Below are 24,613 nucleotides of genomic sequence, written 5' to 3' on the forward strand. Positions count from 1 at the left end.
GGTGTGGCGGCCCTGGCCAAGGCCGCTCGCCATTGTGCAGAATGCCCGTGCCGCAGGTCACAGCGTTCCCAAGGTGGGAGACAGTGGCCCGCCGACCGAGTGCGACCGATAAACTGTCACGGTCGACGCCGGGCGCAGCCCCGTGTCGACCGCAAAATGATCAGCCAGCAGCCGCTGCAACCACAGGGAGCGTTGTGTCCCGTCGCCTGTTCACCTCGGAGTCCGTGACCGAGGGTCACCCCGACAAGATCGCTGACCAGATCAGCGACACCATTCTCGACGCGCTCCTGCGTGAGGACCCGACCTCCCGGGTCGCCGTGGAGACGTTGATCACCACCGGCCTGGTGCATGTGGCCGGCGAGGTGACGACCAAGGCCTACGCGGACATCGCGACCCTCGTCCGCAGCAAGATCCTGGAGATCGGCTACGACTCCTCGAAGAAGGGCTTCGACGGCGCCTCCTGTGGTGTGTCGGTGTCCATCGGCGCGCAGTCCCCGGACATCGCGCAGGGCGTGGACGCGGCCTACGAGGCCCGGGTCGAGGGCGACGACGACGAGCTGGACAAGCAGGGCGCGGGCGACCAGGGCCTGATGTTCGGCTACGCCTCCGACGAGACGCCGACCCTGATGCCGCTGCCGATCTTCCTGGCGCACCGGCTGTCCAAGCGCCTCTCCGAGGTCCGCAAGAACGGCACGATCCCCTACCTGCGCCCGGACGGCAAGACGCAGGTCACCATCGAGTACGACGGTGACAAGGCCGTCCGCCTGGACACGGTGGTGGTCTCCTCGCAGCACGCCTCCGACATCGACCTGGAGTCGCTGCTCGCTCCCGACATCCGCGAGTTCGTGGTGGAGCCGGAGCTGAAGGCGCTGCTGGACGAGGGCATCAAGCTGGAGACCGAGGGCTACCGGCTGCTGGTGAACCCGACCGGGCGTTTCGAGATCGGCGGCCCGATGGGCGACGCCGGCCTGACCGGCCGCAAGATCATCATCGACACCTACGGCGGCATGGCCCGCCACGGCGGCGGCGCCTTCTCCGGCAAGGACCCGTCCAAGGTGGACCGTTCGGCCGCCTACGCGATGCGCTGGGTCGCCAAGAACGTCGTGGCGGCGGGCCTGGCCTCCCGCTGCGAGGTCCAGGTCGCCTACGCGATCGGCAAGGCCGAGCCCGTCGGTCTCTTCGTGGAGACCTTCGGCACCGCCAAAATCGACCACGAGAAGATCGAGAAGGCGATCGACGAGGTCTTCGACCTCCGCCCGGCCGCGATCATCCGCGACCTCGACCTGCTCCGCCCGATCTACTCCCAGACGGCGGCGTACGGCCACTTCGGCCGCGAGCTGCCCGACTTCACCTGGGAGCGCACGGACCGCGTGGACGCCCTGCGCGCCGCCGCGGGCCTGTAACCCCGGCCGACTGTTCGCCGAGGCCCGGCTTCCCTTCGGGGCGCCGGGCCTCGGCGTGTTCCGGGTCAGTCGGCGGGCGTCAGCCGGATGCGGCGCCGGGGACGGTCGACCTCCACGATCCTGACCCGCAGGTCCTGCCCGTCCGTGACGGTCCTCCCGCCCAGATCGTCGACGTGCACGAACCCTTCCGCCGCCTCGCCGACCCGGACGAAGGCGCCGAAGGGGAGAACCTTGGTGACCGGGCCGGACAGCACATCGCCCTCGCGCCCCTCCAGCCGGTCCCAGGGATCCTCCTGGAGGGCCTTGAGCGACAGCGCGACCTGTCCCTGCCGGGTGTCCGCCACCAGCACCTCCGCGGTGATCCGCTGACCGGGCGCCACCACGTCCGCCGGATGCTCGAAGCGGGACCACGACAGCTCCGGGACGCGGAGGAAACCGGTCCCGGCGTAGACCGGATGCGGGGGCTCGCCGTCGATCCGCACGAAGACACCGAAGGGATGCACCGAGGACACCGTTCCCGTGACGACGCTCCCGCGCTCGATGCCGAGCAGGAAGCGGCGCAGTGGCTCGTCCTCACAGGCCTTCGCCGAGAGCGTGACCCGACCCCGCCCGTCGGTACCCGTCACCTCGCCCGTGATCCGCTGCCCCACCGCGTAGAGCTCCGACGGATGGCCGGCCCGGTGCCAGGACAGCTCGTACGGCGCCACGCGCCCGAAGGCGCCGCCCAGGCCGTCGTCGAACCGCACGATCACGTCGTCCCCGTCGAACCCGGTCACGACGCCGGACCTCACCTCCCCCCGCGGCGCTGCCAGGCGAGTACGCAGGTCTTCCAGCGGATCCGATGCCGAGTCGGTCATGGCCGTGAGCCTAGGGGGCCCACAGCCGGGGCGGGCCGGGCGCGCGGCGGCTTTGTCAGTGGCGTTTGGTAAGAATGCAAGCGTGAGCAGCGAGAACGGGGTTCCCGGAGCGGACGGGGGCGGCGGGGCCGAGGGGGCGCCGCCGGAGCAGCTCGCGCTCATCCGGGAGAGCGTGCGCCAGGCCAAGGCGCCGCGGGCCAAGCCGCGGACATGGCGGGGGGCCGCGCTCGCCAAGGAGCTGCCCGTCGCGCGGGTGCTGGTCGACAAGGGCGTGCTGCACCTCGACCGGTACTTCGACTACGCCGTGCCCGAGGAGATGGACGCCGAGGCACAGCCCGGCGTGCGGGTCCGGGTGCGGTTCGGGGCCGGGCGGCACCGGGTGCGCGAGGGACGCCGGGAGGGCGGCGGGCTCATCGACGGCTTCCTGGTCGAGCGGCGCGCCGAGTCCGACTACTCCGGACCGCTGGCCGCCCTCGCCCAGGTCGTGTCGCCGGAGCGGGTGCTGAGCGAGGAACTGCTCGGCCTCGCCCGGGCCGTCGCCGACCGGTACGCGGGCAGCCTCGCCGATGTGCTGCAGCTGGCCGTCCCCCCGCGCAACGCCCGCGCCGAGCAGCGCCCGTCCCCGGCGCCGCTGCCTCCGCCCACGGCACCGGACACCGGTTCCTGGGCGCGGTACGAGCACGGGGGCGCCTTCCTCGACGCGCTGGCCTCCGGAGGGGCGCCCAGGGCCGTGTGGAACGCGTTGCCCGGACCGCTGTGGAGCGAGGAACTGGCCCGGGCCGTCGCCGCCACCCTCGCCTCCGGGCGCGGCGCCCTCGTCGTCGTACCGGACGGGCGGGTCGCCGCGCGCGTGGACGCCGCGCTGACCGCGCTGCTCGGCACGGGCCGGCACGCGCTGCTCACCGCCGACGCCGGGCCCGAAAAGCGGTACGCGCAGTGGCTGGCGGTCCGGCGCGGTTCCGTCCGTGCCGTCGTAGGCACCCGCGCGGCGATGTTCGCGCCCGTCCAGGAGCTGGGGCTCGTCGCGATCTGGGACGACGGGGACGACAGCCACAGCGAGCAGCACGCCCCGCAGCCGCACGCCCGCGATGTCCTCCTGCTGCGTGCCGCACTGGACAAGTGTGCCTTCCTGCTGGGGAGTTGGAGCTGCACCGTGGAGGCCGCTCAGCTCGTCGAGAGCGGCTGGGCCCGGCCGCTGGCCGCCGGACGGGAACAGGTACGGCGCAGTGCGCCCCTCGTCCGGACGGTCGGGGACGAGGACCTCGCGCGCGACGAGGCCGCCCGCGCCGCCCGGCTGCCCACCCTCGCCTGGCAGGCGGCCCGCGAGGGGCTGCGGCACGGGCCGGTGCTGGTGCAGGTGCCCCGGCGGGGTTACGCGCCCCGCATGGCCTGCGCACAGTGCCGGGCACCCGCCCGCTGCCGGCACTGTGCCGGTCCGCTCCAGGGACAGGACGCCGGCGTGCTGCGCTGCGGCTGGTGCGGGCGCGAGGAGGGCGCCTGGCACTGCCCGGAGTGCGGCGGCTTCCGGCTCCGTGCGCAGATCGTGGGCGCGCGCCGCACCGCCGAAGAACTGGGGCGGGCCTTTCCCGCCGTACCGGTGCGCACCTCGGGGCGCGAGCATGTGCTGGACACCGTCCCCGACACACCCGCGCTGGTCGTCAGCACCCCGGGCGCCGAACCGGTCGCCGAGGGCGGCTACGCGGCGGCCCTGCTGCTGGACGGCTGGGCCATGCTCGGGCGGCCCGACCTGCGGGCCGGGGAGGACGCGCTGCGCCGGTGGATCGCGGCCGGGGCGCTGGTGCGGCCGCAGAGCGAGGGCGGCACCGTCGTCGTGGTGGCCGAGCCGACCCTGCGGCCCGTGCAGGCGCTGGTGCGCTGGGACCCGGTCGGGCACGCCGTGCGGGAGCTGGCCGAGCGGGCCGAGCTGGGCTTCCCGCCGGTGTCCCGGATGGCGGCCGTGTCCGGGCCGCCCGCCGCGGTCGGCGAGTTCCTGGCGGCGGTCGAACTGCCGGCGGACGCCGAGGTGCTGGGACCGGTACCGCTGCCGCCCCCACCGCCCGGCCGGCCACGCCGCCCCGGCGCACCGCCGCCCGGCGAGCACTGGGACCGGGCGCTCGTGCGGGTACCCCCGGGCAGCGGAGCCGCCCTGACCGCGGCCCTGAAGACCGCGCAGGCCGCGCGCCTGGCACGGGGCGGCGCGGAGGCGGTACGGGTACGGATCGATCCCCCGGACATCGGCTGACGGGGAGAGGCCGACGGGGGAGGCCGGGAGGGCGGTGGCGGAACGGTCCGCGCACACGGCTGCCCTCCCGGGGACGGTCCGGGAGGGCAGGGACGGGGAGGTCAGCCGTTGCGCGGGCCGGGGAAGGCCGTCGGGCGGGCGTCGTCGCGCAGCGTCGGGCTGCCCGCGGTCGGCTGGGTGGGCATGGAGCGGGCCGCGGGGACCGTGGGCAGACCCGTGTTCACGTTGATCGTGCGGGTGCCGGACGGTTCCGGTGACCGCTCCGCCTCGGCCGCCGCCTGGGCCGCGGCGCGGCGGGCGCCGTACCGGCGGTGCACCGCCTGCTTGGTGACCCCGAGCGCCGAGCCCACCGCGTCCCACGAGAAGCCGAGCGAGCGGTCGAAGTCCACGGCGGCCGTGACCAGGGTTTCGACACTGTCCCGGAGTTCCTGGGCGAGGCGGACCGTCGGGGCGGGAGCGCGTCCGTAGACGACGAAGCCCGTGGACGGGCCGGTGCGGCGCGGGCGGTAGACGTTGCCCAACTGGGCGGTGAGCGTGCGCAGCGCGTCCACCTGCCGGCGGACCCGCTCGATGTCCCGCACCAGCAAGTGCAGGCTGGCCCGGGCCTGGGCGTCGTGGGTTGCGTGGTCGGCCATGAACAAGCCTCTCGAACCGGCGTTGAAAGGAATTGGGCCGCGAAAGCGGCCCGGTGTGGTCAACTCTTTCTTGACCAACGCGCTGACGCTCCGCTGGTCACGGGGTGGGGGCGTACGGGCATATGCGTACGCCGCCTGCCCACCCGTGCGCCGCCCGTTTCCCGTTGACCGGGAGGCCGGACTACGTGTGGGGGCGGGCGGACCACCTGTGGGGGCGGAGCACCAGGGGGGCGGAGCACCAGTGGGGCGGACCACCTGTGGGGCGTGCTCACCGTCGGCGTCGTCACGTCCGTGGTCATAGACTGGTGCGCTGCCCGCCAACCCCCGCCCGAGAGGCCCGATCCCGCCCATGAAGCTCGTCTTCGCCGGTACCCCCGAGGTCGCCGTTCCCGCTCTGGACGCACTGCTCGCCTCCGGGCGGCACGAGGTGGCCGCCGTCGTCACGCGGCCCGACGCGCCGGCCGGGCGCGGGCGCCGACTGGTCGCGTCGCCCGTGGCCGAGCGGGCGGAGGAGGCCGGGATCGAGGTGCTGAAGCCGCTGAAGCCGCGGGACCCGGAGTTCCTGGAGCGGCTGAAGGAGATCGCGCCGGACTGCTGCCCGGTCGTCGCCTACGGCGCCCTGCTGCCGAGGGCCGCCCTGGACATCCCCGCGCACGGCTGGGTCAACCTGCACTTCTCGCTGCTGCCCGCCTGGCGCGGCGCGGCGCCGGTGCAGCACGCCATCATGGCCGGCGACGAGATCACGGGCGCGTCCACCTTCCTCATCGAGGAGGGGCTGGACTCCGGGCCCGTCTACGGCACCGTGACCGAGGCGATCCGCCCCACCGACACCAGCGGCGACCTGCTCACCCGGCTCGCCTTCGCGGGCGCCGGGCTGCTCGCCGCCACCATGGACGGCATCGAGGACGGCACCCTGAAGGCCGTACCGCAGCCCGCCGAGGGCATCACCGTCGCGCCGAAGATCACCGTCGAGGACGCTCAGGTGGACTGGGCGGCGCCCGCGCTGCGCGTCGACCGGGTCGTGCGCGGCTGCACTCCGGCGCCCGGTGCCTGGACCGTCTTCCGCGGCGAACGGCTCAAGCTGATCCAGGTCACGCCCGTACCCGACCGGACCGACCTCGCCCCCGGCCGGCTCGCGGTGGGCAAGAACAGCGTCCACGTGGGCACCGGTTCGTACGCTGTCGAGCTGCTGTGGGTCCAGGCCCAGGGCAAGAAGCCGATGCGCGCGGCCGACTGGGCACGGGGCGTACGCATCGGCGAGAGCGAGACGCTCGGCTGACGCCTCGGGCGGGGCCTGGACGGCGGCGGCTGATGTCCCGGGTGGGCCGGGTGAGGGTGGGCGCCGCGAGTGAGTCCCGGTCGTGGCGCTTGCCGCCTTGCGCGGCGCCGTCGGCCCAGGCGGCGGCTGACGGTTCCGGCGGCCGGTGATGCCGGGCGGCCGGGTGCGCGAGGCGGGCGTCGCGGGTGGGGAGCGGCTCGGGGGTTGATGCCCCGGGTGGACCGGGCGGAGCTTGGTCGGCGGCTGGTGCGGCGGGTGGCGTGGGTGGCCCGGACGTTGGTGGCTGACGGTTCGGGTGGCGTCTGTGGTGCCGGGTGGCTGAGCCTGCGGGGTGCGCATCGGGGAGGGCGCGTTGCTCGGCGGCTGGGCCCCGGGGGACGCCGGTGGGCCTGGATGGCGGTGGTTGATGGTTCGGGTGGCGCCGGTGATGCCGGGCGGCCCGGGTGCGCGGGGCGCGCGTCGCGGGTGGGGAGCGGCTCGGGGGTTGATGCCCCGGGTGGACCGGGCGGAGCTTGGTCGGTGGCTGGTGCGGCGGGTGGCGTGGGTGGCCCGGACGTCGGTGGCTGGCGGTTCGGGTGGCGTCTGTGGTGCCGGGTGGCCGAGCCCGCGGAGTGCGCATTCGCGGGCGGTGGACCGCCCGGGGGCCGGTGTCCGGGTCAGGGAGTCCGGGCGGCTGCGGTTGGGCCTTCAGGCGGGGTCGGTGAGGCCGGTCACGGCGTGGAGCAGATCCGGCGGCGCCGTCGCGTTCGGGGCGGTTGCGGTTCGGGTCTCCGGGGTGGGGCGCGCTGGGGAGCCCGGGCGGTAACGGTGGGGGGTCGGCGACGTACGCTGGAGGCGCATTCCTCTCTTCACACCCGGAGCACCTTTTTCGTGAGCGAGCAGTCCCGGCGGCCCCGTAAGCCCGCCAAGCCCTACCGCCGTCCCCAGAAGGACCCCGTCCGCATCCTGGCCTTCGAGGCGCTGCGTGCGGTGGACGAGCGGGACGCGTACGCCAACCTCGTGCTGCCCCCGCTGCTGAGGAAGGCCCGCGAGAAGGGCGACTTCGACGCCCGGGACGCCGCCCTCGCCACCGAGCTGGTGTACGGCACCCTGCGCCGGCAGGGCACGTACGACGCCGTCATCGCCGCCTGTGTCGACCGGCCGCTGCGCGAGGTCGACCCGCCGGTGCTCGACGTGCTGAGCCTGGGTGTGCACCAATTGCTCGGCACCCGGATTCCCACCCATGCCGCCGTCTCCGCCTCCGTGGAGCTGGCCCGGGTCGTGCTCGGCGACGGGCGGGCCAAGTTCGTCAACGCCGTGCTGCGCAAGGTGGCCCAGGACGACCTCGACGGCTGGATCGAGAAGGTCGCGCCGCCCTACGACGAGGACCCCGAGGACCACCTCGCCGTCGTGCACTCGCACCCCCGCTGGGTCGTCTCCGCGCTCTGGGACTCCCTCGGCGGCGGCCGGGCCGGTATCGAGAAGCTGCTCGCGGCGGACAACGAGCGTCCCGAGGTGACCCTGGTCGCCCGCCCCGGCCGGGCCACCACCGAGGAACTGCTCCGCGAGGACGCCGCCGTACCCGGCCGCTGGTCGCCGTACGCCGTGCGGCTCGCCGAGGGCGGCGAGCCCGGCGCGGTCGAGGCCGTGCGCGAGGGGCGGGCCGGCGTCCAGGACGAGGGCAGCCAGCTGGTCGCCCTCGCGCTGGCGAACGCCCCGCTCGACGGGCCCGACGAGAAGTGGCTCGACGGCTGCGCCGGCCCGGGCGGCAAGGCCGCGCTGCTGGGCGCGCTCGCCGCCGAACGCGGCGCCACACTGCTCGCCTCGGAGAAGCAGCCGCACCGCGCCGGACTGGTGGCCAGGGCCCTGCACGGCAACCCGGGGCCCTACCAGGTCATCGCCGCCGACGGCACCCGCCCGCCGTGGCGCCCCGGCTCCTTCGACCGGGTCCTGGTGGACGTGCCCTGCACCGGCCTCGGCGCCCTGCGCCGCCGCCCCGAGGCCCGCTGGCGCCGCCGCCCCGAGGACCTCGACAACTTCGCCCCCCTCCAGCGCGGCCTGCTCCGCACCGCCCTCGACTCCGTCCGCGTCGGCGGCGTCGTCGGCTACGCCACCTGCTCCCCGCACCTGGCGGAGACCCGCGCGGTCGTCGCCGACGTACTCAAGCAGCACCCGGACACGGAACTGATCGACGCCCGTCCCCTCCTCCCCGGCGTACCGGACCTCGGCGAGGGCCCCGACGTACAGCTGTGGCCCCACGTACACGGCACGGACGCGATGTACCTGGCCCTGATCCGCAGAACTGGATGACGCCGCCGGGGATGCCCACCCAGGGGCGCGGGGCTGTATCGACATGCGGCTCCGCCGCGTGGGCGCGACCAGCCCCACCGGCCCGGCAACCGCATCTCAACCCGAGGACCGCCGCTACAGCCCGGCGCAGCGGCATGGCAGGCTTGGGTCATGGCCGTGCAGATCAACCCCAGCATCCTGTCCGCCGACTTCGCCCGCCTCGCGGAGGAGGCCAAGGCGGTTCAAGGCGCCGACTGGCTCCACGTCGACGTCATGGACAACCACTTCGTCCCGAACCTCACGCTCGGCGTGCCGGTCGTGGAGTCCCTGGCCCGTGCGACGGACACCCCGCTGGACTGCCACCTGATGATCGAGGACCCCGACCGGTGGGCGCCCCAGTACGTCGAGGCGGGGGCCTCGTCCGTCACCTTCCACGTGGAGGCGGCGGCGGCCCCCGTGCGGCTCGCCCGGGAGATCCGCGCCAAGGGGGCCCGTGCCTCCATGGCGCTCAAGCCCGCGACGCCGATCGAGCCGTTCGAGGACCTGCTGCCGGAACTCGACATGCTGCTCATCATGACGGTGGAGCCGGGCTTCGGCGGCCAGGCGTTCCTCGACATCATGCTGCCGAAGATCCGGCGCACCCGTGAGCTGATCGACAAGCACGGTCTGCAGCTGTGGCTGCAGGTCGACGGGGGTGTCTCGGCCTCGACGATCGAGCGGTGCGCGGACGCGGGAGCGGACGTGTTCGTCGCCGGCTCGGCCGTCTACGGGGCGGAGGACCCCGCGGAAGCCGTACGCGCCCTGCGCGCGCAGGCGGAGGCGGCCACCGCCAAGGCGACGTGGGCATGCGACCACTGAGCCACGGCGAAGTGAACGCTTGAGTGAACGCCGCCCATCAGGGCGGAGCAGTCGCGCCGAATCTGCAAGGATGAACGGCGAATCCAGAGTGTGAACAGCAGTGAGGAGATCGCCGTGTCGGGTATGTCGGCGGGCCGGTCAGCCATGCGGATGGGACCCGCTGAGCTGGTGCAGGCGGCGGCCATGGCCCGCCGCTTCTACCTCGAGGGCAAGTCCAAGATCCAGATCGCGGAGGAGTTCGGCGTCAGCCGCTTCAAGGTGGCCCGGGTCCTGGAGACGGCCCTCGAACGGGATCTCGTACGCATCGAGATCCGCGTGCCGGCCGAGCTGGACGCCGAGCGCTCCGACGCGCTCCGCGCCCGCTACGGCCTCAGGCACGCCGTCGTGGTCGAGTCCCCGCCCGAGTCGGAGGAGACCCCCGACCCCGAGAACCTCGGGGAGGTCGCCGCCGACCTGCTCGGTGAGCTCGTCAACGAGGGGGACGTGCTCGGGCTGGCCTGGGGCCGGTCCACCATCCACATGGCGGCGGCGCTCGACCGGCTGCCGCCGTGCACGGTGGTGCAGCTGACGGGCGTGTACGACGCCGGGACCGCCGAGCGCGGTTCGGTGGAGGCGGTCCGCCGGGCCGCCCAGGTGTCGGGCGGCGACGCCCACCCCATCTACGCGCCGATGCTGCTGCCGGACGCGGCCACCGCGGCGGCGCTGCGTCACCAGACCGGGATCGCCCGGGCCTTCGAGTACTTCGACAAGGTCACGGTCGCCTGTGTCTCCATCGGCTCCTGGGAGCCGGGCATCTCGACGGTGCACGACATGCTCAGCGACGAGGAGCGCGCGCACTACGCCTCGCTCGGTGTCGCCGCCGAGATGTCGGCACACCTCTTCGACGCCGAGGGACGCCGGATCGGACGGGACCTGGGGGAGCGGTGCATCACGGTCAAGGCCGACCAGCTGCGCCGTATCCCGGAGGTCGTGGCGATCGCGGGCGGGCAGCGCAAGGCCGCGGCGATCGACGCGGTGTTGCGCTCCGGGCTGGTCACCAGCCTGGTGACCGACACCTCGGCCGCCGACTACCTGATGACGGCGGGCCCGACGCCGAAGCCGGCGCTCAGCCGTCAGGACCCCGACGGGGTCTGACAGCGGGTCGCGGCGGGACGGCCGTGGCAGCATCTCCATATGCCGCCACGGTTCGTCCCCCGTGCTCTCGCCGGGCTGCTGCTCTGTCTCGCCGTCCTCCTGGCGGGGTGCTCCAGCGCCTCCGGCCCGGCCTCCCAGCCCTCCCGGCCCTCCCAGGCCTCCTCCGCCTCGCCGGACGCGTCCGCCCCCGCCTGGGCGCGCGGCATGGCCACCGTCCAGGAGTCCCGGCTGCCCGCCGAGGCCCGCAGGACGCTGGCCCTCATCGACAGGGGCGGTCCCTTCCCCTACGCCAAGGACGGGGCCGTCTTCGGGAACTTCGAGGGCCGTCTGCCCCAGCACCCGCGCGGCTACTACCACGAGTACACCGTGCCGACCCCCGGCTCCCGCGACCGTGGCGCCCGGCGCCTCGTCACCGGGCAGGGCGAGGAGATCTACTACACCGATGATCACTACGAGACGTTCCGGGCGGTGCTGAGATGACGGAAGACCTGGGCGGCCGGTACACGGTCACCCTGGACCTGGACGGCGTCACGGGCAAGGCGGACCTGATGGACCGGGTCGCCCGGGCCCTGGCACTGCCCGACTGGTTCGGCCGGAACTGGGACGCGCTGGCCGACTCCCTCTCCGACCACACGGTCTGGCCCGAGGGCGCCGTGGAACAGGGACTGCTGATCGTCGTACGGGGCTGGCGGACGTACGCCGACGCCGCGCCGCAGGAGTGGCGGACCGCCGAGGAGGTGTTCACGGAGGCGGCGGACCGGACGCCGGCCCTCACCGTCGTCCTGGCCCTTGGAGGAACGTCCTAGGTGATCGGCCGTGACCCTGGATGTTCTGTCAGGGCATGACACATGCCCCGACATGGGAGAATGAAGTACGTGCTCTTTCCCCCTGGCACACCTGTCAGGGGGTCACCTCTGATCGACTGGGATGTGCAGCACGTGCGTTTCCTCAATGACATCCAGCCCGCGTACGACCTGACGTACGACGACGTGTTCATGGTGCCGAGCCGCTCCGCGGTGGGCTCGCGTCAGGGCGTGGACCTCGCCTCGCCGGACGGCACGGGCACCACCATCCCGCTCGTCGTCGCCAACATGACCGCCATCGCCGGCCGCCGGATGGCCGAGACGGTGGCCCGCCGGGGCGGCCTGGTGGTCATCCCGCAGGACATCCCGATCGACGTCGTCACCGACGTCGTCTCCTGGGTGAAGAGCCGCCACCTGGTGCTGGACACCCCGATCGTGCTGGCCCCGCACCAGACCGTCGCCGACGCCCTGGCGCTGCTGCCCAAGCGGGCGCACAACGCCGGTGTGGTCGTGGACGAGAACCACCGGCCCGTCGGTGTCGTCACCGACGCCGACCTGTCCGGCGTCGACCGCTTCACCCAGCTCGAAGTGGTCATGTCCAAGGACCTGCTCCTGCTGGACGCCGACATCGACCCGATCGAGGCCTTCAACACCCTCGACCACCACAACCGCCGCTACGCCCCGGCCGTCGACAAGGACGGCAAGCTGGCCGGCATCCTCACCCGCAAGGGCGCGCTGCGGGCCACCCTGTACACGCCCGCCGTGGACGCGAACGGCAGGCTGCGGATCGCCGCCGCCGTCGGCATCAACGGCGATGTGGCGGGCAAGGCCAAGCAGCTGCTCGACGCGGGCGTGGACACGCTCGTCATCGACACCGCGCACGGCCACCAGGAGTCGATGATCAGCGCCATCAAGGTGGTGCGCGCGCTCGACCCGCAGGTGCCGATCGTCGCGGGCAACATCGTCTCCGCCGAGGGCGTCAAGGACCTGATCGACGCGGGCGCGGACATCATCAAGGTCGGTGTCGGGCCGGGCGCCATGTGCACCACCCGCATGATGACCGGCGTGGGCCGCCCGCAGTTCTCCGCCGTCCTGGAGTGCGCCGCCGAGGCGAAGAAGTACGGCAAGCACGTGTGGGCCGACGGCGGTGTCCGGCACCCGCGCGATGTCGCCATGGCGCTCGCCGCCGGCGCGTCGAACGTGATGGTCGGCTCCTGGTTCGCCGGCACCTACGAGTCGCCGGGCGACCTCCAGCACGACGCCAACGGCCGCGCCTACAAGGAGTCGTTCGGCATGGCCTCCGCGCGCGCGGTGGCCAACCGTACGTCCGAGGAGTCGGCGTACGACCGCGCCCGCAAGGCGCTGTTCGAGGAGGGCATCTCCACCTCCCGCATGTTCCTCGACCCGGCCCGACCGGGCGTCGAGGACCTGATCGACTCGATCATCGCGGGCGTCCGCTCCTCCTGCACCTACGCAGGCGCCGGCTCCCTGGAGGAGTTCGCCGAGAAGGCCATCGTCGGCATCCAGAGCGCGGCCGGCTACGCCGAGGGCAAGCCGCTGCACGCCAGCTGGAACTGACCCTCACGCCTCAGACCGACGGCCCCCGTCCTTCCCGAGCCCGGGAACGGCGGGGGCCGTCGGCATGTCCGGCGGCGAAAGCGAAAAAGGGGACACCGGGGCTCGTGTGCAACGGTCGAAAGGTCCCGCGCAACGATTTGTCATTCCGCCCCGATGAACGCAATGATCATGCGGGGATGCGCAAGGTTGCTGCATTACGCCCGTGAAGGCCCGCCTCGTAGGGTGCTGCGCTAGTACGTGCGTGGCGGGGACCCCGCTCGGTGGGTTCCTGCCCTAGCGGGCTCCACCGGTCCCCGCCACGAGGGCCGGCCGTCACGCCGGCCCCCCACCCCCGAACCACCGGCAGCGATAAGGAGCCAGCGCGTGCTCGACCAAGGCGCACCAGCGCAGAACCAGATACCGGCCGCCCCCGCGTCCCAGGGCGTCGCCGCGCGCCTGATGCGTCGCAAGCCCGTGGAACACCTGGTCGCGGAGGGCGGCCAGGGTGAGGGAGGGCAGCTTCGGCGCTCCCTCGGGCTGTGGCAGCTGACCATGATCAGCATCGGTGCCACCCTCGGCACCGGCATCTTCGTCGTCCTCGGCGACGCCGTTCCCAAGGCCGGTCCCGCGGTCACCCTGGCCTTCGTCCTCGCCGGCCTCACGGCGCTGTTCTCGGCCCTGTCGTACGCCGAACTGGCGGGCAGCATCCCCGTCGCCGGCTCCTCCTACTCGTATGCGTACGCAACGATGGGCGAGCTGGTCGCCTGGGTCTGCGGCTGGTGTCTGGTGCTGGAGTACGGCGTGTCGGTGGCCGCCGTCGCCGTCGGCTGGGGCGAGTACCTCAACGAGCTGCTCGACGGCACCATCGGGGTCACCATCCCGGCCTCGCTGTCCTCGGCGCCGGGGGAGGGCGGCATCATCAACCTGCCCGCCCTGATCGTCGTGCTCCTGGCGATGGCGTTCCTGCTGGGCGGCGCGCGGGAGTCCGCCCGCGCCAACACGATCATGGTCTGCGTGAAGATGGCCGCGCTGGTGCTGTTCTGCGCGATCGGCTTCATGGGCTTCAAGTCCGGCAACTACGCCGACTTCATGCCGCTCGGCATGACCGGCGTCAGCGCCGCGGGTGCCACGCTGTTCTTCTCGTACATCGGCTTCGACGCCGCCTCCACCGCCGGTGAGGAGGCGAAGGACCCCAAGCGGGACCTGCCGCGGGCGATCATGCTGTCGCTGATCATCGTGACCGCGCTGTACGTGCTCGTCGCGGCCGTCGCCGTCGGCGCCTGGGACTGGAAGAAGTTCGACGGCTCGGAGGCCTCCCTCGCCGCGATCATGAACGACGTCAGCGGCCAGACGTTCTGGGGCACGCTGCTGGCGCTCGGCGCGGTCATCTCCATCGCGAGCGTGGTGCTCACCGTGCTCTACGGCCAGACCCGCATCCTCTTCGCGATGTCCCGCGACGGCCTGGTGCCGAAGGCGCTCGGCAGGATCCACCCCAAGACCGGCGCGCCGCGTCTCAACACGGTGATCGTGTCCCTCTTCTGCGGTGTGCTCGCCGCCCTCATCCCGCTGGGCAAGCTGGTCGACGCCACCAGCATCGGCACGCTGTTCGCCTTCGGCCTGGTCAACATCGCGGTGATCGTGCTGCGGTACAAGCGCCCGGAGCTCGAGCGCACCTTCAAGGTGCCGTTCGGGCCGGTCCTGCCGGTGCTGGGCTTCCTGTTCTGCGCGTACAACATGCTCAGCCTCGACACCGTCACCTGGGTGGTCTTCGGATTCTGGATGGTGGCCGGGCTCGTGTTCTACTTCCTCTACGGCTATCGCCGTGCCCGTCTCGCGACCGGTGAGGGTCTCGCGGTGACGGCGGAGAAGTGACCGGACCGAAGAAGTGAACCACCCCCTGTGCTGAACGATCTCGACGAACGCATCGTGCACGCCCTCGCCGAGGACGCCCGCCGTTCCTACGCGGACATCGGGCAGATGGTCGGCCTGTCCGCGCCCGCGGTGAAGCGGCGCGTGGACCGGCTGCGGGCCACCGGAGCGATCACCGGATTCACCGTGCGGGTGGACCCGGCGGCGCTCGGCTGGGAGACCGAGGGGTTCATCGAGATCTACTGCCGGCGCAACACCTCGCCGGAGACCATCCAGCGGGGTCTGGAGCGGTACCAGGAGGTCGTGGCCGCGTCCACCGTCACCGGGGACGCGGACGCGATCGCCCAGGTCTTCGCGTCCGACATGCGTCACTTCGAGCGGGTGCTGGAGCGGATCGCCGGGGAGCCGTTCGTGGAGCGGACCAAGTCGGTGCTGGTCCTGTCGCCCCTGCTCAGGAGGTTCTCCTCGGGGGCGCCGGGCTGATGCCGGTCAGACGCGCCGACCGATCGCCGACAGTATGCGGCGCATGCCGGCCGCGTGCGCGCCGCTGCGGATCACCAGCAGCCGGTACAGCGTCCCGCTCCAGCCGGGAAAGACGGCCCGGGTCTCCGCGCTCACGCGCGTGCGGCCCGGGCCGTCCGGCGTCAGGCGGACGGTCAGCGCGTACGCCGAGAAACGGTGGCGGCCGGTGAGCACCAGTTCCCGGCCCGGCCGTGCGGCGGCCACCCGGAAGCCGGGAAGCGTGGAGCCCGCGGCGAGCGGGCGCGGGCCGGACGCGGCGCGGTCGGCGCAGCCCACCAGGCGGGCGTAGCGCGCGCCACCGCCGAAGGAGTCGTCCAGGACCCGGCCGACGGCCCGCCACACCGCGTCCGGGCCGGCGCCGACGACGGCCGTGTGTGTGTCGATGTACGGCAATGCGGCCGGCTCCATCGCGAACGCCCCCTCACTCCGCGGTCGTGCGGCTCAGTGTGCCGCTCCCCACGGGGGGGTCGCAGTACTAGGAGCTCGATCCGGCGCGCCCCCGGCCGGCGTGCTGACGCGTCCGCCCTCGGCCGGTAGAGCCCCAGGTCAGGCGCCTGGGCCAAAGGGCCGTTGGGGAGCCGCTCGCCAGGCGGGAGCCGGGCCCCGTCCCCGGGCGCGCAACGAATCGCCGTCCGGCCCCCGCTCCACGCAACGATCCGCGCACCGGCGCGCAACGGCTCCTTCTTGTCCGGCCGAGCGCGCCGACCGTACCTTCTTTCTGGCCCCCAAAACCCCCCGTTCCGGTGAGGATCACGCATGCGCACCGCCCTGCTCCAGAGCTCCGGCCGCCCCGGCTCGGTCGCCGAGAACCTCAAGGTCCTCGACGAGGCCGCGGGCCGGGCCGCCGCCGCGGGCGCCGGGCTGCTGGCCGCGCCGGAGATGTTCCTCACCGGGTACGCGATCGGCGACGACATCGCCCGCCTCGCCGAGCCCGCCGACGGGGACTCCGCCGACGCGGTCGCCGAGATCGCCGGCCGGCACGGCCTGGCGGTCCTCTACGGCTACCCGGAGCGCGACGGCGAGACCGTCTTCAACTCCGCCCAGCTGATCTCCGCCGACGGCACCCGCCTCGCGAACTACCGCAAGACCCACCTCTTCGGCTGCTTCGAGCGCGACCACTTCACGCCGGGCGGGCAGCAGGTCGTCCAGGCCGAGCTGAACGGCCTCACCGTGGGCCTGCTGATCTGCTACGACGTCGAGTTCCCGGAGAACGTCCGCGCCCACGCCCTGGCCGGCACCGACCTCCTCGTCGTACCGACCGCGCAGATGCACCCCTTCCAGTTCGTCGCCGAGTCGATGATCCCGGTGCGCGCCTTCGAGAACCAGATGTACGTCGCGTACGTCAACCGGGTCGGCCAGGAAGGGGAGTTCGAGTTCGTCGGCCTCTCCGTCCTCGCCGGTCCCGACGGCGTCGCCCGCACCCGCGCCGGCCGCGCCGAGCAGCTGGTGCTCGCCGACGCCGACCCCGCCTTCCTGGCCGCCTCCCGGGAGAACAACCCGTACCTGAAGGACCGCCGCCCCGGTCTGTACGGCTCCCTGGTCTGAGCCGCCTCCCCCCGCCTCCCCTCTGTTTCACCTCGTGCAAGGAGTCCGTACCCCATGACGTCCACGGTGCCCAACGCCGTCGAGCACACCGACGAGCAGCAGCCGCCGATCACCATGTTCGGCCCGGACTTCCCCTACGCCTACGACGACTTCCTCGCCCACCCGGCGGGCCTCGGCCAGATCCCGGCCACCGAGCACGGCACCGAGGTCGCGATCATCGGCGGCGGCCTGTCCGGCATCGTGGCCGCCTACGAGCTAATGAAGATGGGCCTCAAGCCCGTCGTCTACGAGGCCGACCAGATCGGCGGCCGGCTCCGCACGGTCGGCTTCGAGGGCTGCGACGACTCGCTGACCGCCGAGATGGGCGCCATGCGCTTCCCGCCGTCCTCCACCGCGCTCCAGCACTACATCGACCTGGTCGGCCTGGAGACGAAGCCGTTCCCGAACCCGCTCGCCGAGGCGACCCCGTCCACCGTGGTCGACCTCAAGGGCGAGTCGCACTACGCCGAGACGATCGACGACCTGCCCCAGGTGTACCGGGACGTCGCCGACGCCTGGAACAAGTGCCTGGAGGAGGGCGCCGACTTCTCCGACATGAACCGCGCCATGCGCGAGCGGGACGTGCCGCGCATCCGCGAGATCTGGGCGAAGCTGGTCGAGAAGCTCGACAACCAGACCTTCTACGGCTTCCTCTGCGACTCCGAGGCCTTCAAGTCCTTCCGGCACCGCGAGATCTTCGGCCAGGTCGGCTTCGGCACCGGCGGCTGGGACACCGACTTCCCGAACTCCATCCTGGAGATCCTCCGCGTCGTCTACACCGAGGCCGACGACCACCACCGCGGCATCGTCGGCGGTTCCCAGCAGCTGCCGCTGCGCCTGTGGGAGCGCGAGCCGGAGAAGATCGTCCACTGGGCCCACGGCACTTCGCTGGCGAAGCTGCACGAGAACGGCGAGCCCCGCCCGGCCGTGACCCGCCTGCACCGCACCGCCGGCAACCAGATCACGGTGACGGACGCGAACGGCGACATCCGCACCTACAAGGCGGCCATCTTCACCGCCCAGTCCTGGATGCTGCTGTCGAAGATCGCCTGCGACGACTCGCTGTTCCCGATCGACCACTGGACCGCGATCGAGCGCACCCACTACATGGAGTCCAGCAAGCTCTTCGTGCCCGTGGACCGGCCGTTCTGGCTGGACAAGGACGAGGAGACCGGCCGGGACGTCATGTCGATGACGCTCACCGACCGCATGACCCGCGGCACGTACCTGCTGGACGACGGCCCGGACAAGCCCGCCGTCATCTGCCTGTCGTACACCTGGTGCGACGACAGCCTGAAGTGGCTGCCGCTGTCCGCGAACGAGCGGATGGAGGTCATGCTGAAGTCGCTCGGCGAGATCTACCCGAAGGTCGACATCCGGAAGCACATCATCGGCAACCCGGTGACCGTCTCCTGGGAGAACGAGCCCTACTTCATGGGCGCGTTCAAGGCGAACCTGCCGGGTCACTACCGCTACCAGCGGCGCCTGTTCACCCACTTCATGCAGGACCGGCTGCCGGAGGACAAGCGGGGCATCTTCCTCGCCGGCGACGACATCTCCTGGACGGCCGGTTGGGCCGAGGGTGCCGTCCAGACCGCGCTGAACGCGGTCTGGGGCGTCATGCACCACTTCGGCGGCACGACCGACGCGACGAACCCGGGCCCGGGTGACGTCTACGACGAGATCGCGCCGGTGGAGCTTCCCGAGGACTGACCCGGGAGCCGCTCGAAGGCGCGGGCGGCCGGCTCGGACTCCGGCCGCCCGCGCCTTTTCCCATCCCGGCGTTCAGTCGGGCAGGGGCGTCAGCAGCATCCGGCCCGCGAACCCCACCGCCGCGTCCAGCCGTTCGGTGAACTCCTCGGCGACATCGCCGCAGTGCCGCAGCGCCCACAGGGCCCGGGCCGCGGCCCAGGTCGCGTCGCGGGCCCGCTCCAGGCTCCAGGAGCCCAGCAGATGGGTGAGCGGGTCGGCGATCTGGAGCAGGTCCGGGCCCGGCATCAGATCCTCGCGGATGCGTTCCTCCAGCGACACGAGGAGATCGCCCACGCGGTCGAACTCGTCCTCCAGCTCGGCCGGTTCACAGCCGAGCGTGTGGCAGGCGTCGACCACGGCCAGCGCCAGGTCGTGCCCGATGTGGGCGTTGATGCCGGCCAGCGCGAACTGCAGCGGCCGTACCCCGGGATGGCGGCGGAGCTGGAACAGCGGCCGCCAGCAGGCGGGCGGGCGGCGGTCCGCGGTGGCCGCGTCGACCGCCGCCAGATAGCGCTCGGCGAACCGCACGTCCAGCGCGGTCGCCGCGCGCGGGTCAGGGAACTCCCCGGCGTCCAGGCGCCGGTCGATCTCCTCGGTGACGGCGAGGTAGACGCGGTTGAACACGGCGACCCCGTCCCGGGTGGGCAGGGCCGCGTCGAGTGCGCGCATCCGTGCCACGACGGCGTCGACGGGGGCGGTGAGGTGTTCCAGCTGCACCATGGGGGAAGGGTCCCAGCCCGGGGCCGGCCGGCGTGCCGACCGGCCCGGTGCTTCGCCGGAACGGGCGAACGGCGGCTACGACTTGGCGCGCGGCGCCTCCGCGTTCGCCTCGGCGTCCGTCTCCGCGTCCGCCTCCGTGTCGTAGGAGGACGTGCCCTCGTCCAGCAGCGGCTCCTGCCGCTTCAGGTGGGCCGGGGCGAAGGCGCGCAGGGCGTGGTAGCCGGTGATGACGACCAGGGTGCCGAGGGCGATACCGCTGAGCGAGAAGGTGTCGGTGAACTTCATGGAGACGTTGCCGACACCGATGATGATGCCCGCGGCGGCCGGCACCAGGTTCAGCGGGTTGCGCAGGTCCACCTTGGCGTGGAGCCAGATCTGGGCGCCGAGCAGGCCGATCATGCCGTAGAGGATGACGGTGATGCCGCCGAGGACCCCGCCCGGGATCGCGGCCACGACCGCGCCGAACTTCGGGCACACGCCGAAGAGCAGCGCGAAGCAGGCGGCGGCCCAGTAGGCGGCGGTGGAGTAGACGCGGGTCGCGGCCATCACGCCGATGTTCTCCGAGTAGGTGGTGTTCGGCGGGCCGCCGACGGCCGTCGACAGCACGGAGGCGACGCCGTCCGCCGAGATCGCCGTACCGAGCTTGTCGTCCAGCGGGTCGCCGGTCATCTCGCCGACCGCCTTGACGTGGCCCGCGTTCTCGGCGACGAGGGCGATCACCACCGGCAGCGCGACCAGGATCGCCGACCACTGGAAGGACGGCCCGTGGAAGGAGGGCAGGCCGATCCAGTCGGCCCGGGAGACGCCGGAGAGGTCCAGGCGCCAGTGGTCGGTGAGCTTGCCGCTCGGGTCCGCCGAGTGGATCCTGCCGAAGATCCGGTCGAAGGCCCAGGAGATGCCGTACCCGAAGACCAGGCCCAGGAAGATCGCGATCCGGGACCAGAAGCCGCGCAGACAGACGACGGCCAGACCGGTGAACAGCATCACGAGCAGGGCCGTCCACTGGTCCTGCGGCCAGTAGGTGGAGGCGGTGACCGGGGCCAGGTTGAAGCCGATCAGCATCACGACCGCGCCGGTGACGATGGGCGGCATGGCGGCGTGGATGATCCGCGCCCCGAAGCGCTGCACGGCGAGGCCCACCAGGAACAGCACCACACCGACGACCAGGACCGCGCCGGTCACGGTCGCGCTGGTACCGCCCTGGGCGCGGATGACGGCGGCCACGCCCACGAACGACAGGGAGCAGCCGAGGTAGCTCGGCACCCGGCCGCGGGTGGCGAGCAGGAAGATCATGGTCGCCACGCCCGACATCATGATCGCCAGGTTCGGGTCCAGACCCATGAGTACCGGAGCCACGAAGGAGGCGCCGAACATGGCGACCACGTGCTGGGCGCCCAGGCCCACGGTGCGGGGCCAGGAGAGCCGTTCGTCGGGGCGTACCACCGCTCCGGGCGCGGGCGTGCGCCCGTCACCGTGCAGTTTCCAGCGCACGCCGAGGTCCATGGTGGGGTTTCGCTTTCTTACGTACGTGAGGACGGTCCGAACCATTGTCAGGGGTAGCCGGCGGCTCTCCGCTCACCCCGCTGACCTGGGGGGCTTCCCGGACTGGATTCTGAGCGGTCGCTTAGTATGGTGGCGTACGGGGGTGTCACCACCCCGCCCGCACCGCCCAGGAGCCCTTTCCGTGACCGCCGAAGCCCCGATCGCCCCCGCCGTCTCCCACGGCCGGCTGATCCCCGTCACCGTCCACTTCGACGACCTCGACGCGCTCGGGCTGTTGCACAACGCCCGCTACCCGCTCATGGTCGAGCGCGCCTGGACCGAGCTGTGGAACGAGTACGGCGTCCGCTTCGACGGGGACTGGGCGGCCGCCGGCGACGCCTGCAACGCGGTCAAGGAACTCCGGATCACCTACGAGGCCCCGGTCACCCGCCCCGGCACCTACGCCGTCCACCTCTGGCTGGAACGGCTGGGCACCACCGGACTCACCTACGGCTTCCGGTTCTGCTCCGCCGACGGCACCGAGACCTACGCCCGGGGCACCAGGGTGCTGGTCCGGCTGGACCCGGCGACCATGCGCCCCGCGCCCTGGACCGACACCTTCAGGACCGCGGGTCGGGAACTGCTGCGTCCCGCCGGCTGACCTCCCCGCGGCCGCGCTCGGCGGTGCGCAGCACGCCCGCGAACACCGCGAGCCCGCACGCCAGCGCCGTCACCACCCCGAAGGACACCACCAGACTGGTCGCCTGGGCCACCCCGCCGATCAGGCTCGGCGCGATCAGCCCCGAGGTGTAGGTGATGGTCGCCACGCCCGCGATGGCCTGGCTCGGATTGGGCCCCGCGTGCCCGGCCGCCGCGAAGCAGAGCGGTACGACCACCGCGATGCCGAGCCCCATCAGGGCGAACCCCGCCATCGCCACCGCCGGATGCCCGGCGAGCACGATCAGCAGCCCGCCCAGCACCGCGAGAACGCCGCCGGCCCGTACGGTGCGGACCGCGCCGAAGCGGTTCACCACCGCGTCCCCGGCGATCCGGGCGACCGCCATGGTCAGCATGAACCCGGTCGTGGAGGCAGCCGCCAGTCCGGCCGAACTCTCCAGCCGGTCCCGCAGGAACACCGCCGACCAGTCCAGGCTCGCGCCCTCCGCGAACACCGCGCAGAAGCCGACCGCGCCGATCAGCAGCGCGGAGCGCGGCGGCAGCGCGAACCGCGGCGGCGGTTCCTCGTCCTCGGTGGCCTGGAGGTCCGGCACCCAGGCGCAGACCCCGAAGCCGAGCAGGGTGAGGACGGCCGCCGCGAGCGCGAAGTGCAGGCGGGCGTCCGCGCCGAGATGCGCGGCGAGGGTGCCGGCCGCCGAGCCGGTCAGCGCGCCCGCGCTCCACATGCCGTGCAGCCCGGACATGATCGACTTGCCGAGCCGCCGCTCGATCTCCACGCCGAGCGCGTTCATCGCGACGTCGGCCATGCCCGCGCTCGCGCCGTAGAGGAACATCGCCAGGCACAGGGTGACCAGGTTCGGCGCGACCGACGGCAGCACCAGGGAGAGCGTCCACAGCGCGAGCAGCCCGCGCATCGCCGCCCGGCTGCCGAAGCGGTGGCTGATCCGGCCCGCCAGCGGCATCGCGCAGGAGGCGCCGAACGCCGTGAAGGCCAGCGCGAACCCCAACTGGCCCGCGCCGAGCGAGGCGTGGTCCTGGACCCAGGGCACGCGGGTCGCGAACGAACCGGTCACGGCGCCGTGCACGGCGAAGACGGCCGCCACGGCGTACCGGGCGCGCCGGACCCCGCCGGGCGCATGCGTCACGTCACTCATGATCCTGTCCCCTCCCCGGGTGTGCCCGGCACCGGTCCCTCACGACCGTGCCGTAAATTATCAGGAACCCTGCCTGATAGATAGGGATGAACGCGTCGGCGATCTGGGAGGATCCCGTCATGCCCGCATCACCCAGCACCGCCCGGGCCATCAACGACCGGCTGGCCCTGCGGCTGTTGCAGCAGGAAGGCCCGCTCACGGCAGGGCAGCTGAAGCAGCTGACCGGACTGTCCCGGCCGACCGTCGCCGACCTGGTCGACCGGCTCACGGCCTCCGGGCTGATCACCGTGGTCGGCGAGTCCGGCGAACAGCGCCGGGGCCCCAACGCCCGGCTCTACGGCCTCGTCGCCGACCGCGCCCACCTCGCCGCGCTCGACGTCCGCACCGAGGGCGTCCTCGTCCTCGTCTCCGACCTGGTGGGGCGGGTGCTCGCCGAGGCGTCCGTGCCGATCGGCGGGGACACCGGGACCGGGCCAGCCGTGGAGCAGGCCGTGGCCGCGGTGGAGAGCGCCGTGAAGGAGGCCGGCGCCATGGGGGTGCCCCCGCGCGAGGGCGCGTGGCGGAGGCTGCACACCGTCGGCATCGGCGCGCCCGGCCTGATCGACCCGGCCACCGGGGACCTCCGCGACTCGGCCGGGCTGCCCGCCTGGCACCGCAGCCTGGCCGCCACCCTGCAGGACCGGCTGCCCGGCGCCCGGGTCACCGTGGAGAACGAGACCAACCTGGCCGCCCTGGCCGAACAGCGCGAGGGCGCCGCCCGGGACCGGGACACCTTCGTCCTGCTCTGGCTGGGCCACGGCGTCGGCGCCGCGGTCGTCCTGGACGGCACCCTGCGCCGGGGCGCCTCCGGCGGCACCGGGGAGATCGGCTTCCTGCCGGTACCGGGCACGGACACCCTGCCCTCGGCCACCGACTGCGCCGGCGGCTTCCACTCCCTGACCGGCGCCGCGGCGATCCTCTCCCTGGCGGGCGAGCACGCCCTGCCGACTCCTCCCTCGGCGGACGGGCCGGGGGCGGCCGAGGCGGTGCGGGGGGCTGTGGCCGCCACGACCGCCGAAGCCGAAGCCCGCGCCGCCTCGGACCCTGTCGCGGCATCGGCGTCGGCCCTCGCCGAAGACCTGCCCGCTGCTCGGTTCCTGCGGGCCCTCGCCGACCGGGTCGCCGTCGGTGTCGCCTCCGTGGTGGCCGTGCTCGACCCCGGCTGTGTGGTGCTCGGCGGGGAGGTCGGGCAGGCCGGCGGCGCGGTGCTCGCCGGGCTGGTGGAGGAGCGGCTGCGCCGGATGTCGCCGCTGGTCACCGAGGTCCGCGCGAGCAGCCTCGGCGGGGCGGCCGTACTGCGCGGAGCGCTTCTGACCGCCCGCGACCGGGCACAGGACGAGCTGTTCGGGCCCCCGGAGCGCACCGGGGGATGAGCGCCGGGGTCAGCCGCGCCCCGGCTCCTCCGGCTGCCACGGCACCCACGGCAGCGCCTCCCGCCAGCCCGGCCGCCCGAAGGCCCAGGCCTGCACCACCTCGGCCACGGGCTCGACGGCGAAGATGTCGCTCTCGCGCGGCACATGGGCCTGGAAATGCCGCTCCGGGCCGCCCTCGCGGTACTCCACCCGGTAACTCAGATCGTCGTTGAGGTACACCTGGATGTAGTGCTGGTCGACCGGTTCCCGGTCCAGCCGCTCGACGATGACGAACCGCCAGGTCAGACTCATGTCCGCCAGCAGATCGTGGATCTGCTCCTCGGACGGGTCGTCCCACGCCGTCCCGTCCCACTCGATCGCGCGGATCACCGGTGCCGTCATGCGCGTGACTGTACTGGTCCCGG

General features: G+C 73.0%; 22 protein-coding genes. 15 read left to right on the forward strand and 7 right to left on the reverse strand.

Features of this window, described 5'->3' with window-relative positions; translation table 11 throughout:
* Positions 1–194 precede the first annotated feature (194 nt).
* Complete coding sequence (gene metK, locus ACZ4U1_RS36485; protein ID WP_467908460.1) at positions 195–1,403, forward strand: methionine adenosyltransferase; 1,209 nt, start codon at positions 195–197, stop codon at positions 1,401–1,403.
* Positions 1,404–1,468: 65 nt separating this feature from the next.
* On the opposite strand, the gene ACZ4U1_RS36490 is transcribed toward metK, so the two are convergent.
* Positions 1,469–2,260: a S1 RNA-binding domain-containing protein gene (locus tag ACZ4U1_RS36490; RefSeq protein ID WP_467908461.1), complete on the reverse strand. Its 792-nt coding sequence runs from the start codon at positions 2,258–2,260 to the stop codon at positions 1,469–1,471.
* Between the two features lie 82 nt (positions 2,261–2,342).
* On the opposite strand from ACZ4U1_RS36490, the gene ACZ4U1_RS36495 reads away from it, so the two are divergent.
* Positions 2,343–4,502, forward strand: a complete 2,160-nt coding sequence (locus ACZ4U1_RS36495) for a primosomal protein N' (protein ID WP_467908462.1) — start codon at positions 2,343–2,345, stop codon at positions 4,500–4,502.
* A 101-nt stretch (positions 4,503–4,603) separates the two neighbouring features.
* On the opposite strand, the gene ACZ4U1_RS36500 is transcribed toward ACZ4U1_RS36495, so the two are convergent.
* The gene (locus tag ACZ4U1_RS36500) at positions 4,604–5,137 is read right to left on the reverse strand and encodes a hypothetical protein (protein WP_356154926.1); all 534 of its coding nucleotides are present in this window, start codon (positions 5,135–5,137) and stop codon (positions 4,604–4,606) included.
* A gap of 349 nt (positions 5,138–5,486) precedes the next feature.
* Here ACZ4U1_RS36500 and fmt point away from each other — a divergent pair, with 349 nt between their 5' ends.
* The 9 genes from fmt (at position 5,487) to ACZ4U1_RS36545 (ending at position 15,388) form a co-directional block, all read left to right on the forward strand.
* Complete coding sequence (gene fmt, locus ACZ4U1_RS36505) at positions 5,487–6,416, forward strand: methionyl-tRNA formyltransferase (RefSeq protein WP_467908463.1); 930 nt, start codon at positions 5,487–5,489, stop codon at positions 6,414–6,416.
* 870 nt (positions 6,417–7,286) lie between these two features.
* The gene (locus tag ACZ4U1_RS36510) at positions 7,287–8,705 is read left to right on the forward strand and encodes an RsmB/NOP family class I SAM-dependent RNA methyltransferase (protein WP_467908464.1); all 1,419 of its coding nucleotides are present in this window, start codon (positions 7,287–7,289) and stop codon (positions 8,703–8,705) included.
* Positions 8,706–8,855: 150 nt separating this feature from the next.
* On the forward strand, positions 8,856–9,542 hold the full coding sequence (rpe, locus tag ACZ4U1_RS36515) for a ribulose-phosphate 3-epimerase (RefSeq protein ID WP_467908465.1): 687 nt from the start codon (positions 8,856–8,858) through the stop codon (positions 9,540–9,542).
* A gap of 90 nt (positions 9,543–9,632) precedes the next feature.
* Complete coding sequence (locus ACZ4U1_RS36520) at positions 9,633–10,676, forward strand: sugar-binding transcriptional regulator (protein WP_467908466.1); 1,044 nt, start codon at positions 9,633–9,635, stop codon at positions 10,674–10,676.
* Between the two features lie 39 nt (positions 10,677–10,715).
* Complete coding sequence (locus ACZ4U1_RS36525) at positions 10,716–11,156, forward strand: guanyl-specific ribonuclease (RefSeq protein WP_467908467.1); 441 nt, start codon at positions 10,716–10,718, stop codon at positions 11,154–11,156.
* Positions 11,153–11,482 (forward strand): barstar family protein, encoded by a 330-nt coding sequence (locus ACZ4U1_RS36530; RefSeq protein ID WP_467908468.1) that lies wholly within the window; start codon positions 11,153–11,155, stop codon positions 11,480–11,482. The genes ACZ4U1_RS36525 and ACZ4U1_RS36530 overlap by 4 nt, the downstream gene beginning before the upstream one ends.
* 132 nt (positions 11,483–11,614) lie before the next feature.
* Positions 11,615–13,057 carry a GuaB1 family IMP dehydrogenase-related protein gene (locus ACZ4U1_RS36535; RefSeq protein WP_467908469.1) on the forward strand — a complete coding sequence of 481 codons (1,443 nt, stop codon included), beginning with the start codon at positions 11,615–11,617 and terminating at the stop codon, positions 13,055–13,057.
* A gap of 363 nt (positions 13,058–13,420) precedes the next feature.
* Positions 13,421–14,908: an amino acid permease gene (locus ACZ4U1_RS36540; RefSeq protein ID WP_467908470.1), complete on the forward strand. Its 1,488-nt coding sequence runs from the start codon at positions 13,421–13,423 to the stop codon at positions 14,906–14,908.
* Positions 14,909–14,935: 27 nt separating this feature from the next.
* On the forward strand, positions 14,936–15,388 hold the full coding sequence (locus ACZ4U1_RS36545; RefSeq protein WP_030644771.1) for an Lrp/AsnC family transcriptional regulator: 453 nt from the start codon (positions 14,936–14,938) through the stop codon (positions 15,386–15,388).
* Between the two features lie 6 nt (positions 15,389–15,394).
* Here ACZ4U1_RS36545 and ACZ4U1_RS36550 read toward each other — a convergent pair whose 3' ends face one another.
* Complete coding sequence (locus ACZ4U1_RS36550) at positions 15,395–15,835, reverse strand: SRPBCC family protein (protein WP_467908471.1); 441 nt, start codon at positions 15,833–15,835, stop codon at positions 15,395–15,397.
* A 348-nt stretch (positions 15,836–16,183) separates the two neighbouring features.
* On the opposite strand from ACZ4U1_RS36550, the gene ACZ4U1_RS36555 reads away from it, so the two are divergent.
* Together ACZ4U1_RS36555 and ACZ4U1_RS36560 are read left to right on the forward strand one after the other, a co-directional pair.
* On the forward strand, positions 16,184–16,972 hold the full coding sequence (locus ACZ4U1_RS36555) for a carbon-nitrogen hydrolase family protein (RefSeq protein ID WP_467908472.1): 789 nt from the start codon (positions 16,184–16,186) through the stop codon (positions 16,970–16,972).
* Positions 16,973–17,026: 54 nt separating this feature from the next.
* Positions 17,027–18,724 (forward strand): flavin monoamine oxidase family protein, encoded by a 1,698-nt coding sequence (locus ACZ4U1_RS36560; RefSeq protein ID WP_467908473.1) that lies wholly within the window; start codon positions 17,027–17,029, stop codon positions 18,722–18,724.
* Between the two features lie 72 nt (positions 18,725–18,796).
* Here the strand turns inward: ACZ4U1_RS36560 and ACZ4U1_RS36565 are convergent, their stop codons facing one another.
* Positions 18,797–19,483, reverse strand: a complete 687-nt coding sequence (locus tag ACZ4U1_RS36565) for a DUF5995 family protein (protein ID WP_467908474.1) — start codon at positions 19,481–19,483, stop codon at positions 18,797–18,799.
* Between the two features lie 75 nt (positions 19,484–19,558).
* The gene (locus ACZ4U1_RS36570; RefSeq protein WP_467908475.1) at positions 19,559–20,986 is read right to left on the reverse strand and encodes a uracil-xanthine permease family protein; all 1,428 of its coding nucleotides are present in this window, start codon (positions 20,984–20,986) and stop codon (positions 19,559–19,561) included.
* A gap of 181 nt (positions 20,987–21,167) precedes the next feature.
* On the opposite strand from ACZ4U1_RS36570, the gene ACZ4U1_RS36575 reads away from it, so the two are divergent.
* Positions 21,168–21,626 (forward strand): acyl-CoA thioesterase, encoded by a 459-nt coding sequence (locus ACZ4U1_RS36575; RefSeq protein ID WP_467908476.1) that lies wholly within the window; start codon positions 21,168–21,170, stop codon positions 21,624–21,626.
* Here the strand turns inward: ACZ4U1_RS36575 and ACZ4U1_RS36580 are convergent.
* Entirely contained in the window at positions 21,586–22,797 is a 1,212-nt protein-coding gene (locus ACZ4U1_RS36580; RefSeq protein WP_467908477.1) for an MFS transporter, read from the reverse strand. The two genes, ACZ4U1_RS36575 and ACZ4U1_RS36580, sit on opposite strands and share 41 nt — an antisense overlap.
* Positions 22,798–22,916: 119 nt before the next feature.
* Here ACZ4U1_RS36580 and ACZ4U1_RS36585 point away from each other — a divergent pair, with 119 nt between their 5' ends.
* Positions 22,917–24,209 (forward strand): ROK family transcriptional regulator, encoded by a 1,293-nt coding sequence (locus tag ACZ4U1_RS36585; RefSeq protein WP_467908478.1) that lies wholly within the window; start codon positions 22,917–22,919, stop codon positions 24,207–24,209.
* Between the two features lie 9 nt (positions 24,210–24,218).
* Here the strand turns inward: ACZ4U1_RS36585 and ACZ4U1_RS36590 are convergent, their stop codons facing one another.
* The gene (locus ACZ4U1_RS36590; protein WP_467908479.1) at positions 24,219–24,590 is read right to left on the reverse strand and encodes a hypothetical protein; all 372 of its coding nucleotides are present in this window, start codon (positions 24,588–24,590) and stop codon (positions 24,219–24,221) included.
* Positions 24,591–24,613 lie beyond the last annotated feature (23 nt).

The sequence above is a fragment of the Streptomyces sp. NPDC028928 genome (genome assembly GCF_055564915.1).

What these genes read in the sequence shown, in the direction of transcription:
- ACZ4U1_RS36580 (WP_467908477.1), bottom strand. Translation starts at nt 22,797, where the DNA reads ATGAGTGACGTGACGCATGCGCCCGGCGGGGTCCGGCGCGCCCGGTAC.
- rpe (WP_467908465.1), top strand. Translation starts at nt 8,856, where the DNA reads ATGGCCGTGCAGATCAACCCCAGCATCCTGTCCGCCGACTTCGCCCGC.
- ACZ4U1_RS36500 (WP_356154926.1), bottom strand. Translation starts at nt 5,137, where the DNA reads ATGGCCGACCACGCAACCCACGACGCCCAGGCCCGGGCCAGCCTGCAC.
- ACZ4U1_RS36525 (WP_467908467.1), top strand. Translation starts at nt 10,716, where the DNA reads ATGCCGCCACGGTTCGTCCCCCGTGCTCTCGCCGGGCTGCTGCTCTGT.
- ACZ4U1_RS36560 (WP_467908473.1), top strand. Translation starts at nt 17,027, where the DNA reads ATGACGTCCACGGTGCCCAACGCCGTCGAGCACACCGACGAGCAGCAG.
- ACZ4U1_RS36555 (WP_467908472.1), top strand. Translation starts at nt 16,184, where the DNA reads ATGCGCACCGCCCTGCTCCAGAGCTCCGGCCGCCCCGGCTCGGTCGCC.
- fmt (WP_467908463.1), top strand. Translation starts at nt 5,487, where the DNA reads ATGAAGCTCGTCTTCGCCGGTACCCCCGAGGTCGCCGTTCCCGCTCTG.
- ACZ4U1_RS36570 (WP_467908475.1), bottom strand. Translation starts at nt 20,986, where the DNA reads ATGGACCTCGGCGTGCGCTGGAAACTGCACGGTGACGGGCGCACGCCC.
- ACZ4U1_RS36565 (WP_467908474.1), bottom strand. Translation starts at nt 19,483, where the DNA reads ATGGTGCAGCTGGAACACCTCACCGCCCCCGTCGACGCCGTCGTGGCA.
- ACZ4U1_RS36585 (WP_467908478.1), top strand. Translation starts at nt 22,917, where the DNA reads ATGCCCGCATCACCCAGCACCGCCCGGGCCATCAACGACCGGCTGGCC.
- ACZ4U1_RS36490 (WP_467908461.1), bottom strand. Translation starts at nt 2,260, where the DNA reads ATGACCGACTCGGCATCGGATCCGCTGGAAGACCTGCGTACTCGCCTG.
- ACZ4U1_RS36530 (WP_467908468.1), top strand. Translation starts at nt 11,153, where the DNA reads ATGACGGAAGACCTGGGCGGCCGGTACACGGTCACCCTGGACCTGGAC.
- ACZ4U1_RS36550 (WP_467908471.1), bottom strand. Translation starts at nt 15,835, where the DNA reads ATGGAGCCGGCCGCATTGCCGTACATCGACACACACACGGCCGTCGTC.
- ACZ4U1_RS36590 (WP_467908479.1), bottom strand. Translation starts at nt 24,590, where the DNA reads ATGACGGCACCGGTGATCCGCGCGATCGAGTGGGACGGGACGGCGTGG.